General features: G+C 66.6%; 15 protein-coding genes. 9 read left to right on the top strand and 6 right to left on the bottom strand.

Annotation, left to right across the window (positions count from 1 at the left end; genetic code table 11):
- Window positions 1–22 precede the first annotated feature (22 nt).
- From LR393_RS08555 to LR393_RS08535, 5 genes are all read right to left on the bottom strand, one after another.
- Window positions 23–1438 carry a VWA domain-containing protein gene (locus tag LR393_RS08555; protein WP_231482971.1) on the bottom strand — a complete coding sequence of 472 codons (1416 nt, stop codon included), beginning with the start codon at window positions 1436–1438 and terminating at the stop codon, window positions 23–25.
- Window positions 1435–2775 carry a hypothetical protein gene (locus LR393_RS08550; RefSeq protein ID WP_345718693.1) on the bottom strand — a complete coding sequence of 447 codons (1341 nt, stop codon included), beginning with the start codon at window positions 2773–2775 and terminating at the stop codon, window positions 1435–1437. The genes LR393_RS08555 and LR393_RS08550 overlap by 4 nt, the downstream gene beginning before the upstream one ends.
- Window positions 2775–3269, bottom strand: coding sequence for a hypothetical protein (locus LR393_RS08545; protein WP_231482962.1), 495 nt, complete (start codon window positions 3267–3269; stop codon window positions 2775–2777). Before LR393_RS08545 ends, LR393_RS08550 begins: the two co-directional genes overlap by 1 nt.
- Before the next feature lie 717 nt (window positions 3270–3986).
- Window positions 3987–4526 (bottom strand): hypothetical protein, encoded by a 540-nt coding sequence (locus tag LR393_RS08540; RefSeq protein ID WP_231482960.1) that lies wholly within the window; start codon window positions 4524–4526, stop codon window positions 3987–3989.
- A gap of 67 nt (window positions 4527–4593) precedes the next feature.
- Window positions 4594–4740, bottom strand: coding sequence for a hypothetical protein (locus LR393_RS08535; RefSeq protein WP_231482959.1), 147 nt, complete (start codon window positions 4738–4740; stop codon window positions 4594–4596).
- 334 nt (window positions 4741–5074) lie between these two features.
- Between LR393_RS08535 and LR393_RS08530 the strand changes: the two genes are divergently transcribed.
- The 8 genes from LR393_RS08530 (at window position 5075) to LR393_RS08500 (ending at window position 10290) form a co-directional block, all read left to right on the top strand.
- Window positions 5075–5404 carry an Asp23/Gls24 family envelope stress response protein gene (locus LR393_RS08530; RefSeq protein ID WP_231482958.1) on the top strand — a complete coding sequence of 110 codons (330 nt, stop codon included), beginning with the start codon at window positions 5075–5077 and terminating at the stop codon, window positions 5402–5404.
- A 252-nt stretch (window positions 5405–5656) separates the two neighbouring features.
- The gene (locus LR393_RS08525; protein ID WP_231482956.1) at window positions 5657–6253 is read left to right on the top strand and encodes a TetR/AcrR family transcriptional regulator; all 597 of its coding nucleotides are present in this window, start codon (window positions 5657–5659) and stop codon (window positions 6251–6253) included.
- Between the two features lie 260 nt (window positions 6254–6513).
- Entirely contained in the window at window positions 6514–6834 is a 321-nt protein-coding gene (locus tag LR393_RS08520) for a hypothetical protein (RefSeq protein ID WP_231482954.1), read from the top strand.
- Entirely contained in the window at window positions 6776–7588 is an 813-nt protein-coding gene (locus LR393_RS36940; protein ID WP_407937299.1) for a prolyl oligopeptidase family serine peptidase, read from the top strand. The genes LR393_RS08520 and LR393_RS36940 overlap by 59 nt, the downstream gene beginning before the upstream one ends.
- A complete protein-coding gene (locus LR393_RS08515; protein ID WP_231482952.1) occupies window positions 7548–8111 on the top strand; it encodes a GNAT family N-acetyltransferase in 564 nt (187 codons plus the stop codon). The genes LR393_RS36940 and LR393_RS08515 overlap by 41 nt, the downstream gene beginning before the upstream one ends.
- A gap of 77 nt (window positions 8112–8188) precedes the next feature.
- Window positions 8189–8347, top strand: a complete 159-nt coding sequence (locus LR393_RS08510; RefSeq protein WP_231482946.1) for a hypothetical protein — start codon at window positions 8189–8191, stop codon at window positions 8345–8347.
- Window positions 8348–8359: 12 nt separating this feature from the next.
- Entirely contained in the window at window positions 8360–9427 is a 1068-nt protein-coding gene (locus LR393_RS08505) for an MFS transporter (RefSeq protein WP_331282931.1), read from the top strand.
- Window positions 9424–10290 (top strand): aminoglycoside N(3)-acetyltransferase, encoded by an 867-nt coding sequence (locus LR393_RS08500; RefSeq protein ID WP_231482944.1) that lies wholly within the window; start codon window positions 9424–9426, stop codon window positions 10288–10290. Before LR393_RS08505 ends, LR393_RS08500 begins: the two co-directional genes overlap by 4 nt.
- Before the next feature lie 678 nt (window positions 10291–10968).
- Here the strand turns inward: LR393_RS08500 and LR393_RS08495 are convergent.
- On the bottom strand, window positions 10969–12126 hold the full coding sequence (locus LR393_RS08495; protein ID WP_231482943.1) for an acyl-CoA dehydrogenase family protein: 1158 nt from the start codon (window positions 12124–12126) through the stop codon (window positions 10969–10971).
- Window positions 12127–12263: 137 nt separating this feature from the next.
- On the opposite strand from LR393_RS08495, the gene LR393_RS08490 reads away from it, so the two are divergent.
- Window positions 12264–12881: a helix-turn-helix domain-containing protein gene (locus LR393_RS08490; protein ID WP_231482942.1), complete on the top strand. Its 618-nt coding sequence runs from the start codon at window positions 12264–12266 to the stop codon at window positions 12879–12881.
- Window positions 12882–13407: the final 526 nt, after the last annotated feature.

Raw genomic sequence — 13407 nt, 5'->3', positions numbered from 1 at the left:
TTTGAGGAACAGCGGACGAGGATCAGCTCAGGAAGTTCTTCAGCTCGGTCACCAGCTTGCGCACGTGACCGGAGAGCACCGGCGTGCCCTGGTCTTTGAACCGCTGGCGGAACCAGGGATTCACGCTCTGCTGGCCACCGCTGGAGACCGACCCGACCGGGATGAGCTTCACCCCGGACCGGTGCAGCGCCTCCAGTCCGGTGAAGACCTCTTTCTCTTGCCATTCGTAGAAGTCGGAGATCCAGACCACGACAGTGTTGCGGGCGTCGGCGATCTTCGGGCGGGTCAGTTCCAGCGCAGCTCGCCCGTCCGTGCCGCCACCGAGCTGGGTGCGCAGCAGCACCTCGAACGGGTCGTGCACCCACGGCGTGAGGTCGAGAGCCCGCGTGTCGTAGGCGACCAGGTGTACATCGACCTTCGGGAGCCCGGTGAAGATCGAGGCCAGGATGGTGCAGTTGACCATCGCGTCGACCATCGACCCGGACTGGTCCACCACCACGATCAGCCGGGCCGGCTCGATACGCTTGGCCGTCTGCCGGTAGAACAGCTTGTCGACGTAGAGCTTCTCGTCGTCGGGGTTCCAGTTCGGCAGGTTCTTCCAGATCGTGCGGTTCAGATCGAGGTTACGGAAGACCCGCTTCGGCGGCACGGAACGATCGATCGTGCCGGTACTCGCCTGCGCCACCTGGGTCTTCAGCACCTCGGCCACCTGGTCGACGAACTGCCGGATCAGGGCCTTCGCGTTGGCCAGAGCCACACCGTCGAGGTTGTCCTTGTCGCGCAGCAATTGCTCGATCAGCGACATGCTCGGCGTGAGCTGCCTGGCCAGGCGGCTGTCGGCCAGTACCTCGCGCAGGTGCATGCGGCGCACCAGGTCGCCCTCGATGTTCGCGAGCACCGGAGCCAGCTTGTCCAACTGCCCAGGTGCGGTGCCGAAGCCGTTTCCGGGTTGGTTACCGGCACCCGGCCCCGCTCCGCGACCGTTGCCCTTGCCCCGCAACCCACCCGGCTCGAGCCCACAAGCTCGCTCGAACCACCCCGCGTCGGTCTGCCACCGCGACAACTGCCCGGCCGTGACCTCCCCGTTCCCGGTCGCGAACACATTGAGCAGCAACTTCGAGACCAATGCGGCCCGGCGCACCTCGTCGCTTCGCCCGGGGTCGGGAGCAGCCGTCGCATCTTCACCGGCATCTGCCTGACCGGGAGTCAGCAGTCCGTCGAAATCGGCTGCCAGGTCGGGAAAACGCTGCACCAGGCTGTCGACCGAGATAGCCGGGTCGAGCACGGCGGCGGGCAGCCCGAGTTCGTCGACGACCGCGAAGCTCGCGGTCTCCAGGGGGCGCTGCTCCTCGGGATCGAAAAGCCGGGCCAGAAGTCGCCAGTAGAGCACCTGACGCCGGTTCTCGGCCGCTGGGTCCAGGGCGTGGGGGTCGGTCATTTCCGCAGCAGCCTTCCTGCTCGCTCCCGCAGCACCTCGACCGCGACCCCGGCAGCGGCCTCCGCCTTGGCTGCCTTGGCCTCGGTCGGGCCGAGCGCCCAGTCGCCGGTGTGCATCGCCACCGCCTTCTTGCGCACGGTGGCCTGTACCGCGAGTGGACGCACGAACCAGCGTCCGGCGTCCCAGCGCAGCAGCCCGATACAGGCGGACGACGACGAGACCAGCGCGGGCGTCAGCGGGCCGGCGGAGGGAAGGGGATCGACAGCGACGACGGCGCCATCCACCTCCAGACTTTCGGGTGAGGCCGAGTAGCCCTCCAGAAGAACGGGTTCGGAGATCGCTGCCGGATGCCGGTCGAGCGGGGACAGCGATGACCCGACCGCGCCGCCGAGCTGGACCCGGGCCGTCGTGAACGGATCCGCAGCCTCACCGGCAGTGGCGAGGGACTCGTCCCACAGCAGGTCTCCGGAGGCGGTCACCCGCATGCCGTCGACCTCGACGGACTGATGCCCGGCGAGCGCACCCAGCAGCACGGGCACACCCGGGAACATACGCCAGACCGACGGCCCGGTGATGGTGTCGACCTTGGCCGCGGTCACGGTGGTGCGCACGACGCGCACCACCGCGCCGGCCTCGAGCAGACCGTGCACCTGCACCTGAACGGCAGTCGGATGCTCTCGAAGATCCGCTCCCAGCGGCAGGAACCGGCCCTTGACCGGTGCGGCCGGAACCTCGGCGGAGGACAGGGTCAGAGCCCGGCTCCAGAGGTCGGCCCAGCGCCGGGCCGGCACCTGGCTGAGCGTGGCCACCGGAGCTCCCGCCATCAGCTCGGCCGCGAGGCCGTCGACCAGCACGGCCAGCCTCCGTTGCCGGGGGTCTTCGAGAAGGCCGGGCACGGCCCGGGCCCCGGAGGCCGCGATCTCGTGGTCCACCCCCCGCCAGCCGGTGATGGCCAGCTCTCTCAGCCAGGAACGGATGCCCGGGGGAACCGAAACCTCGGCCGCGGTGACCGGGAAAGGTGCACGTACGCGTCCAAAAGCATGATCCAGACCGGACTGCAACGCATCGTGCACCGACCCCAGCAACGCAACCCGCGCCCCGGCCAGGGCCAGGAGGTGATCGTCGGTGACCGACCCGGCTGCGATCTTGCGGATGGACTCGGTGACCGGTTCGGCGAGTGGCGAACCAGCAAATACCGCAGCGACATTCGTCAGCGCCTGCAGATGCGTCTCGTCGGTACGGCCCAGGCCGTGCACGAGGGCGTCGTCCAGCCCGTCGATCAGCGCCAGTGTTTCGGAGAGCCCTTCGGGCGCGTCGGACAGCGCCTCGCCGAGCATCACTTCGGCACCGGACCGGCCGGGAACCACTGCATCTCGGGCAGCGGCTCGGTGCTGACGGGAATCTCCAGATAGGCGAGATGCCGCAGGAAACTGCTGAACACCTCGGCCGCGCGGCTGGGCGCCTGGGTCGGGTGCAGGCCACTGAACAGGGTTTCTCCCTCGGCGATCTCAATGGTGAGGTACCGCGCCACCCGGGCCGTGCCGAACTGCTTCTCGGCCTCGGCCAGCAGGCCCTGGATGTGCTTGCAGGCATAGGTGCTGCTCAGCCCACCGCACGGACGGTTGTTGTTGGTGGAGCAGCTCAGACCGTGATCGCCGGACGAGACGGACGAGACGTAGACCCGCTCGATGTCGGACCCGCTGGAGACGACCCCCTGCAACCGGCCCTCGGACAGCTCGAGGAACGGCACCTTGGCCAGCTTGCGTGGATTGACCGGCGGCACCTGCGGCGACGTGCTGCTGCGTACCGGTCCGGCTTCGTCTCTGTCCACAACCCCTGCGTCCACAACCCCTGCCTTCCGTGGCCCGGCCCCTCCGGGTGATCAAATTTCTATCGGAGCCCACCGACAAAATGGATGAAGCGCAGGTGGGAGTCCTGATCCCGATATTCGGTGGCTGAGCGACCAGCCTGGAGGGAGCCAGGGATCGCCGATCCAGGTGATAGGAACTTCCGTGAGTGTTACCGGCGTCAAGGCCCGGTGGGCCGTGATCACCCTCGTGCTCGTCGCGGGGATCGGTGGCCTGATCCTGGGTGGCTCTGTCGCGTCCGCAGTCGGGTCCTACGCCGTATACGTGACCTCGACCTGCTCGAACCGGTACTCAACCCGGTTCTTGAACGACGCCGCGTCGGGCCGGGAGCCGGACTGTCCGGCGGCGCCGATCAGGTGTCGGCGATATCGAAAACCGTTCTGTTCCAGAACGGACGGTCGTAGGTGGCGAAGCCGTAGGGCGCAAGAATTCCTAGGTCACCAAGGTGGGGTTGGGAACCAGGCTCGCTGCGGTGGCCGGTAAAATAGGGGACGACGTGACTTTCGATGCCTGGTGGCCCGAGCGTAAGCCTGCCAGCCTGCTGGAGCGGGTGACGCGGAACAGCCTGCCCGACCCGGATGTGAGGATCACGCTCAAGGACGGACCAGTCGGGTCCAGTCATCCAGGACTTCGACGTCTGCCCCATGTAGGGCGGACGGTGCTGTCCGGCTCGGTCTGGATCAGGTCGCCTGCAGCACCGTGAACGGCGGACGCACGCCATCGGTCAGTTCGACGGCGGCCTCCAGTGCCATCACCGTGCGCTGGCGGCTGTCGATCAGCGATGTGGCGGTGGAGTGCAGTGATCCCAGGGCGACGAGGTATCCGGACCCGACGGCCGAGTACCCGGCCATGGTGTGCCCGACCTGGTAGTCGGATCCGATGACGTAGAGCCGCCCGTGGATCCCGACCAGGAAATCGCCACCTTCTTCGCGCCCGTCCTCGGCTTTCGCGTAGCCGCCGTCGGTCAGGCACTGCCGTACGGCGTCGATGAAGGTGGTCGCCATGAACCGGTCGACGTCCCAGGTGTCGGGTTCGCCGATCTCCAGCGAGTAGCGCAGGAGCTGGCCCATCCGGTAGCTCGTGGTGAAGCCCATGATGTAGGGACCGACCTGGAACACCTTGGTGTCCGACCGGACCGCGACGTGCCAGCCGTCGCTTCCTGCGGAGTCGCCGCCAATGGTGACGGTGTGGCCGTCCGTGATGCCGACTATGCATGTCACGGGGCAATTCTACGGTCCGGCAGACCGGGGGCGGTGGGGAATATTGTTCTCCGCCGCCCCTCCCGGGTCAGCGGATCGTCATCGCGGTGACCTCGACCGGTGACTGGCCGAGCTGGGTGCCGACGCCCGACTCGAACGAGGTGGTGTGCTGGCCGCTGCCGTCGACGTAGGTGATGGCCAGGGCTGGAACGGCCGTCGCCACAGTTCTGATCACGGTAAAAGCATTGGTGCCAAGGGTAATTCGGGCATGATTAGTCATGCTGCCGTCACCGGATTGGAGGGCTGCCCGGGCTCGTTGTGTTCGGAAGTTCCGGCAGAGCTGAGAACTACGGACGAAGTCCCCGGTGAGCTTTTTGGTTCAGAATGACCTTCTATAGGCTCCTTGCGGGGTACCGCCCGGTATGCCCATGAGCTTCTGAACCGATGGGGCTGGGATGGACGAGCAGAGCACGCCTGCCGAGAGCGAGGCACCGGCCACGGCTGTGATCGAGGTGGCTCCGGCGGCCGAGCCCGAACGAGAGCCGGCAGTAGTGGGGACTGGAGTGACCATGGTTGAACGCGAAGTGGTGGAGAAGATCGCGGCAGCCGCGGCCCGATCCGTTCCCGGGGTGTCGGAGCTGGGCGGCGACGTCGCCCGCTTCCTGGACTCGGTGCTGGACCGGGTCGGCCTGACCGAGGTCGGAGACGCCACGCGAGGCGTTCACGCCACGGTGAACGGCATCGAGACCACCGTGACGGTGGTGCTGGTCATCAAGGCCGACGAGGTCGTTCCGGACGTCACCACCGCGGTCCGCACCTCGGTCACCCTGGCTCTGGAGAGCTACGGCCTGAAGGTCATCGCGGTCAACATCAAGGTCGACGACATCACCATGGCTTGAGCTCGAAGGACGGTGCTGGGCCCGGAAGGGCTCAGCACCGTCGCTATGATTCGATCGGATACGTGGGTGGATGATGGACGATCTGATCTCGCGGGACAGGCGTACCAGTGAGCGCCTTTCGCTGGAACTGGCTTTCGCGCGGGTGATCCTGCCCCCGCACCTCAATTGGTCGGGTCTGGGGCGACACCGGCAGCTACGCATCGTCCAGGATCCGCACAGCCAGCGATCGACACCCCGGATAAAGTGGACGTCATGAGCGCTCAACCACCCCTCGTGGAACGCAAGCAGCGTCAGGCGCGAGAGCGTATCGTGCGCGCTGCCGAGGAGCTGTTTCACGAGCACGGTTTCGACGCAGTCTCGGTCAGCGACATCGCTGAGCGCGCCGAGGTGGGCCGCACCACCTTTTTTCGCCACTTCGGGAACAAGCAGGAAGTCGCGTTCTCCAGGGAACAGGAGCTGCTGGACTCGCTCACGCATGCTGATCTCGGCGACACCAGCCGTCGAACCGGCACGGTGCGGGAAGCGCTGGCCCAATTGCAGCCGATCGTGCTGAATCTCTGCGCCAGGATCGCTACCGATTCCGAAAGTTACGTCCGGCATTTTGAACTCATTGAGCGCAACCCGGAACTGCAGGCCCGGGAGGCAATCAAGACTCAGCAGGCGGCCAATCTCTTCAGCGCCTTGCTGACGCGTCAGGGCTACGAGCAGGCAGTGGCAACCCTGTCCGGGCAAGTTGCGCTCGCCTGCTATCAAAGCGCGCGACGCCTGTCCGGAGACCCCCGAACCTTGGTGGACGACGCTCGGCAAGCATTCGATCGGCTGCTCGAAGAGGGCAAGCACCAGCGCTGACTACGCTTCGCCGCCGTTCGGTAGCTCCTGGCCCTCTTGCCGGGGAGAGGTCTGCCCATTATGGTACTCAGTACCAAATGGAATCGCGTTCCGATCCAAGGGCTACGCCACCGAAATCTCGTCCGAACACGATTCGTGAGCCACCCGTGGCCTTTTGGGCACGACGGCATCACCAAGATGCAGTACCGGGTCCCACCGTGGGGTGCCCGGTTGTGCCGGACGCTGGTACCGGCCTTCAGGCAACGTGAAGGGAAGAAGACATGTCGACAGCACCTGATCTCAACGGAGTCCAGACATTCATGGTGGTCGGAATCATCCGTGAGGATGCTGACCTCACGCGGTTCGCCGCCCTCCGCGATGACGAGCACCAGCAGCTCGACCTGCTTCGCCAGGAAAGAAAGGTTGGCGCTCACTATGTCTCGCCGGCCCGGCGTGCGACCTTCGTCGAAATTTTCGCAGCCGACGAGCAGGGTGCGCAGGAAACGTTGAGCACTCTTCCCTTTGCCCAGTTCTTCGACATCGATGTCTATCCGACCGCTCCTCCGGACGCTGCCGAGCTTGCTCATCGCGCACAACTCTGAACCGCCCGGACAGGGCCGGGTGACACGGCCAGGACTCATTCGGTTGACGGCGAGTTCCGCGGTGCCGGAGCGGCAGCCCGTCGGAGAAACGCATCGTGGAACTCGCCAGACACGTACTGCTCGGCCATCCACCACCACAGTGAAAAGGAATTCGCGGCGTCACACTGACGCTTGGGCGGGTGGCGGCAGCCAACGCGCTGGACTGGAAGATCCGCCATCGGCAGAGCGAGCGCCGACGGCGGGCTCCACCTCTCCATCGCCGGACCTTCTCGCTCGAGGACGTGATCCCCGCCCCGGTCGAACTCGAGGAAAGGGAACCTGGCCTTGGCCGTGGCCGGGACCCTGCCTACGGTCCTGGTCGCCGCCCACGCCACTCTCGTGCGTCCTCGTGAAGTGGCCATGGCCTCGGAGGTTTTCTGGTCCTGGACCCGGGAGTGGGGCCATACACGAGCGAGCTGCGGTTCTGGAAAGTGAGGGCCTGTCGCTGTCCTCCATCGGCCCGCAATGCCAGGTGCTTTTGAGCCACGGCCTGCTCGACGACCAGGTACCCTTCCAGCAGTCCGTCTCAGCGGCCCGCGAGCTCCGCCTGCGCCGAATTCCCTGCGAAATTGCCTTGTTTCCTGGTGCCGGACACTCGCTGGCCAGGGCCGACCGAACGAGCCGTTGGTACAAGTGGGTCCTTGACGCCCTGAACACGAGAGGAATCCGCCCTCATGGTGAAGAGAGTGGAACTGCGCATGGTCGCGGAGAGTGACCTTGATGTTTTCGACGCCGCGTTCCAGAGCGAGGCCGGCGCGAGTGAGTACCAATGGTTCGGCTTCACCCCCACCCACGGCCTGCGCGATGCCCTGCGGACCCGGGCCCTGCTGGCGGGTCCGGACAACATGCTGTCGGTAACCGTGGACGGTGAACTCGTCGGCCGCGTGGAATGGCTGGAACGCCGCTGGGGCCGCCGTGACACGTCGCTGTGCTGGGAGATCGCCATTGGCATCCTGCCTGAGCAGCGCGGCCGGGGGATCGGCAAGGCAGCCCAGTACCAGTTGGTCTCATACCTCTTCACCCACACCCGGGTGGAGCGGATCCAGGCCACGACCGATCCGGAGAACCAGGCCGAGCTCGCCTGCCTGAAGCACGTCGGCTTCGCTCACGAGGGCGTGGTCCGCCGGGCCCAGTGGCGCCTGGGCCGCTGGCATGACCAGATGCTCTTCTCCATCCTCCGTTCCGAGTTCGAGGCCGACACCCGGAACCCGCTGAGGGAAGGGATCATCGGCGTATGAGCGAGTAGAATCTCCTGTCAACCTGGCGTGACTCGCGTGAGTAGCCGGACGCCCGGCGCCTGGTCGTCGTTCACGTCGTGGACCGCATCGGTAACGGCGTCCAGTTCTCAACGCTGGCGATGTATCTCAACCGTCAGTCCGGGCTGAGCATCTGGCAGTTCGGCCTGGGGCTGGCCATCGGCGGAGTCTTCGGGCTGCTGTCCAACCTGGTCTTCGGCCGCCTCTCGGACCGTTAGGGCGGACGCCGTCTGCTGGCCACCCTCCTGATCGGCCTGGGCCTGACGTTCTTCCTGTTGCCACTAGTCAAGGGGAGCCTGGAGTTCGTCGCGTTCTCGATCATCTACTCGCTCCTGCACTTCTCCTGCGGTGCCCCGTTCATGTCCTTGATCGGTGACGCGTTCGGATCCGGCCAACGGGCCCAGGGCCGGGCCATGATCCGATCGCTCGGCAACGCCGGGATGACGCTCGGGGCAGGCCTTTCCGCGGTTTTTCTGGGCCTGGCCGCGACCACCTTCCTGGCCTGGGCCCCGGTGGTGAACGGGGTGAGTTTCCTGATTGCCGGGCTCCTGGTGATCCGACTGCGGATCGGTAGACCCAAGGCGGCGCCGGTGGTACTGGAGCCTTCCGCCGAGCCGGCGGTCGGGCCGGCCACCGCCCCTGCTCCCGCGGCCCCGCGCAGCCACTGGCACGCCGTCTTCGAGCGGGGGATGCCCGGCCTGATCCTGTCCACGGCTGTCCTGGGACTGCACTCCTCGCTCCTGGCCACCGGGATCCCGCTGTGGATCTCGGCGACCCACGTGGCGCCGTCCTGGATCATTCCCGTCCTAATCGGCCTGAACACTGTTCTGGTGGTGATGTTCCAGGTTCCGGCGGCAGCCCGTTCGGGGGAGTCGTTCACTTCCGCGATCAGCGGCTCCCGGCTGGCCGGGCTGATCGCCGTGGCAGCCTGCTGCGTGCTGTCCATCTCGCTGTGGCCGGACTCGACGGTGCTAGCCTCGCTCATCCTGCTGGCCGGGTTCCTCCTGCTCACCGCCACCGAACTGCTGCAGAACGGCGCGGCCTTCTATCTCGGGCTCAGCCTCGGCCCGGACGAGCGCAGGGGCGAGTACGCCTCGGCCTTCCACGTCACCCAGATCCTGGAGAGCATCGTCGGACCGCTCGCCATCGGCGCCGTGCTCTCCGGCCAGAACGGTTCCTCGTGGCTGATCTTCGCCGCCGTGATCCTCGTCGCGGTGGTGGTCTATCGGGTCGTGGCCTCCCGGGTGGCCTACCTGGTGGTAGACGACAACCGCCCGGACCTGGTCGCAAAACCATGATCCATCCGGCCGCAACCCCGGCTACCCCGGGGCCCTTCGGCGTTTTCGATCTGGTCGCCCACCTGCGCGAGATCGGTGTGCTCGAGGGGGATCGGCTGGTCCTGCACGTGTCGCTGCGGTCACTGGGCTGGGTCAGCGGCGGGCCCGTGGCCCTGCTGCAGGCCCTGCTTCAGGCGGTGGGGGAGGAGGGCACCCTGATCGTGCCCACCTTCACCACCTACCTCAACGACCCGCAGACCTGGCTCGCCCGGCCGGTGCCCGAAGACTGGATCCCGTCGGTGCGTGACACCCTGCCGGGTTTCGACCCCGATCTGCATGCGGCCCAGCCCGGGCTGGGCCGGTTCCCGGAACTGCTGCGAACGCACCCCCGGGCCCGGCGCTCCCGGCACCCGGTGTATTCGATGGCCGCGGTCGGGGCCGGGGCTGCCGAGTTGATGGACGATGCTCCGCTGGACTGGGCACTGGGTGAGCACGGGCCGCTCGGGCGGACCGCACGGGCCGGGGCCAAGATCCTCGCCATCGGCCTGCCGTGGTGGTCACGTTGCACCTGGTTCCATCTGTCCGAGCACCGCGCGCCCTACCCGGGTCGCCTGATGTACGAGATCCCGATGTGCACGCAGGAAGGCTGGGTCACGACCCGGCAAATTGTTTTCCATGACGGCGATTTCGAGGCGCTGGGTAGGGCCGGTGAGTCCGCTGTCCTCTCTCAAGGGTATATCGGGGCCGCCAGCAGCACGCTGGTCGACGGATCCCGTTTTTCCGCGAGCATCGAGCAGTGGCTACCTGTCGGCCGTGACCTGACCGGGTTTCGCCCACCGCCTCCCTTCGGCCAGGCCCGTCCCGCTCCGGCTCGGGTGCTTTGATGCTCTGAGCCCGGTCTGCCGCCTCCTGGAAGGCTGGGACAGATCCCGGCGGCCCCCATCGGAGGCTCCGGCGCCCTTCGGACCTCGTTCCGCGCCCCGTCTCCCCGCTCGATCTCACCCCGAAGACGAAGCCACGACCGTGGAGCAGGCGCATATCTCTTTGAGGGTGCTTGAGGTCGGGACTCCTGGCCCCATTGGTCTCACGTTGGCTTCACGGGAACCAGGGCGAATGGGCAGTGACCTACGACCTCCGCGCCCACGACCAGGTCCGGCTGCCCGCCGCCCGCCTGGCCCAGACCGTCCGCGATCAGGGGACCATCGAGTCCTGGCACTGGCCACTTTCCGTCACCTTCGGAAAGAATCACCACCGCGCTCCGCAGCGGCAACATCGCCGCCCTGCGCAACACCGCGATCGGTCTGTTCCACCTGAGCGGCACCACCCAGATCGTCCGCAACCTCCGCCGCCTGGCCGGCCACTCCGACCTCGCCATCAACCTCATGACCAGCGCTTATCCACCTTTGAACTGACCGTGAGGTCCAGGAGTCCAGACCAGCGGTCGACGGAGGCACGGCTGGCGTGTGTGACCCCGAGCTCGAGTCGCCACATCCACGCACTGACGTTCCATGGACCTCACCCAGCAGGCACGCCGGCCAGGATGCAAAACACGTTCTTACACATCAAAGCGTCGAAACAGCGGGTCCGGCGTTGAGCAGTACCCGGGCGTGATCCTCGGCGGCAATGTACGGATTGAGCCCCACGTAACGAGTACCGACGGCGACGTCTCGCCACACCCGCTGCAACGGCTCCTGCGGATCGAAACCGGCCGCGCCGTGAAGATCGAGCAGATATTCCATGGCGCTCCGGCAGGACCCGGCGGCCGACACCAGGTCCATTCGCCAGGTCGAGCGGAGCTCGGCCGACGGTTCTTGGCCAGGGCCAAGGCTGTCCAGCGCATCAGCCACCGCCAGAGTGTCTCGCTCCGCTGCCCTTACCATTCGCTCGGCGCGCGCGAAGTAGTCTCGCGCCAGGGGCGATTCGACCAGGCGGGCGTAGGTGGTACGGGAGGGAACGCGGTCGCCCGAAAACAGGTTTCGAGCCGCTTCCACCTGCCCCAGTGCCGCCCCCACCATAGGAGCCAGGTGGGCAATGATCGCCCCCAGCGAAACCACAGCAGGTGGCGGCCCCTGATGACCCACCGGTCCAACGACGCTGAAAGCGCTGTGCACCAAGATATCCTCAGCGACGAGTGCGTAACTACCGGTTCCCTGCAGCCCCGCCGAGCGCCAGGAACGGTCGATCTCAAGGTCTTTGACTCGCGTTAGGACAATGCCCGCCTCCACCGGTCGGCCGCTCTCGTCGAGCACGGAGACCACCAGGGAGGCCCAGGTCGCGACGTCGCATCCCGACGCCATCCGCCACCGCCCAGAGATCCGCAGGTCACCGTTGTCCTCCCGGACCGCTTTGCCCGTGCCGACCCCGCTGGCACAGGCGATTGCCTGCGGATCCTCGAAGAGCGCAACTTGGGCCGTCGGTCCCAGCATCGGTCCGACCATGGCCTTGGCCGCATTCGAAAGAGAAGCGACCCAGCCTACGGACGGACACCCCTTCCCCAGTTCCAGGGCGACCCGGGCCTGCAATCCCAGGCCGGCCTCCAGGCCACCAGAACTCCGTGGCGCGGTCAGCGCGAGAAGTCCCGACTGCTGAAGGGCCGCGACGGCGGCGGGAGCCGGTCGACCGAGTTTCTCGGTCTCGGCAGCACTCGCAAAGATTTCTGCCGCAACCTTGCCGGCCTTGTGCAGCAGATCGGCGAGGTCGTTGAAGTCGTCGATGGGCAAAGCATTCCAGTCTCGTTCGGGGGATCCCGCTCATGAGTGAGCAGCGCGGCGAGCCAGGTCGGGCGCCGTTATGAGGATCATCAGTGGCAGTCAGGCAGATCTGCCATTTTCTTTGCGGATATGGCAAGGTGACGGCCGTGAAGTCAGACGAACCGGGCGTCCTGACCGACTCCGTCGGCCCCCGGCTGCGGGCGGTCCGGAAGCGCAGACAGATGAGCCTGGAGTCGGTTTCGGCTCTGATCGGGGTGTCGGCCAGTACCCTTTCGCGACTGGAGTCAGGCAAGCGCCGGGCCACTCTCGAAGTGCTCATCTCCCTGGCCCGGACGTACGGAACCACCCTCGACGAACTCGCCACCGACGAGCACCTGGGAGATCCCCGCCTCAATCTGCGCTCGGTCGCGCACGGGCCGATGGCGGTTCTGCCTCTCAGCCGTCACGCCGGCGGCGTCAACGCTTTCAAGGTCGTGCTCCGTCCTGGTCACGCCGAACCAAGCCCCGAGCACCGCAGTCACGAGGGCTGGCAATGGTTGGTCGTCCTCGAAGGCCGGCTGCGCGTCACCGTGCACTTCCGTGAGGTCGAACTGGGACCGGGAGAAGCCGCCGAGTTCGACACGCACCTACCTCATCACTTCGAGGCCGCCACTTCCCGGCCGGTGGAATACCTGGTTCTGTTCGGAGCTCAGGGAGAGAAGGTCTCCCTGCGGATGACAACCCGCCCCCAGGCCAGCACTCCATTCCCCGATCAACGAGACTGAGACCATTGCCGGCCGGGCCTGCACGGGGCGCTGCCGGCCGCCGGGCTGCCGGCCAAACGCAGGTGATCCTGGAACGGCGCCCTGATCGAGACCGACCGGATCCACACCCGGCGTGGACCTGTGGTGCTCAGGCAGCGCCAGCGCCACGGCGGCACAGTTCGGTGTTCGGTCAATACCGAACACCGAACAGTGCGAACTCGTGGCCCAAACCATGGCAGCACTCGTCGGAGGTTCCAGTCCGTGTCGGACCTCGCTCCGCACCCGTCTCTATGCTCGATGCCGCACCCGGAGACGGAGCCTCGATCTTGGAGCAGGAACTTGCCCCCTGGGGGCGCTACGTCGAGGAAAATCCGGCCTCACGTTGGCCTCACGTTGGCCTCACAAGGATCATGAGGCCTACGACACCGAAGCGTTCTTGCAGTTCAAGCCGGGTGGGCCCCCGGGGGATCGAACCCCGAACCCGCGGAAACTCGGACTGATCTTGTGGTTGGTGGGCAATAGTGCCGCTGACCTGCCAACTCTTCCC

Origin of the sequence: Kineosporia mesophila (assembly GCF_021129235.1) — a bacterium.
Lineage (GTDB): Bacteria > Actinomycetota > Actinomycetes > Actinomycetales > Kineosporiaceae > Kineosporia > Kineosporia mesophila.
This window is presented reverse-complemented; position numbering and strand designations above follow the sequence as displayed.

Excerpts from the sequence above, each read along its gene's own strand:
- LR393_RS08550 (WP_345718693.1), bottom strand. The coding sequence starts at position 2,775 with ATGCTCGGCGAGGCGCTGTCCGACGCGCCCGAAGGGCTCTCCGAAACA.
- LR393_RS36940 (WP_407937299.1), top strand. The coding sequence starts at position 6,776 with ATGTCTATCCGACCGCTCCTCCGGACGCTGCCGAGCTTGCTCATCGCG.
- LR393_RS08525 (WP_231482956.1), top strand. The coding sequence starts at position 5,657 with ATGAGCGCTCAACCACCCCTCGTGGAACGCAAGCAGCGTCAGGCGCGA.
- LR393_RS08555 (WP_231482971.1), bottom strand. The coding sequence starts at position 1,438 with ATGACCGACCCCCACGCCCTGGACCCAGCGGCCGAGAACCGGCGTCAG.
- LR393_RS08500 (WP_231482944.1), top strand. The coding sequence starts at position 9,424 with ATGATCCATCCGGCCGCAACCCCGGCTACCCCGGGGCCCTTCGGCGTT.
- LR393_RS08530 (WP_231482958.1), top strand. The coding sequence starts at position 5,075 with ATGGTTGAACGCGAAGTGGTGGAGAAGATCGCGGCAGCCGCGGCCCGA.
- LR393_RS08520 (WP_231482954.1), top strand. The coding sequence starts at position 6,514 with ATGTCGACAGCACCTGATCTCAACGGAGTCCAGACATTCATGGTGGTC.
- LR393_RS08515 (WP_231482952.1), top strand. The coding sequence starts at position 7,548 with ATGGTGAAGAGAGTGGAACTGCGCATGGTCGCGGAGAGTGACCTTGAT.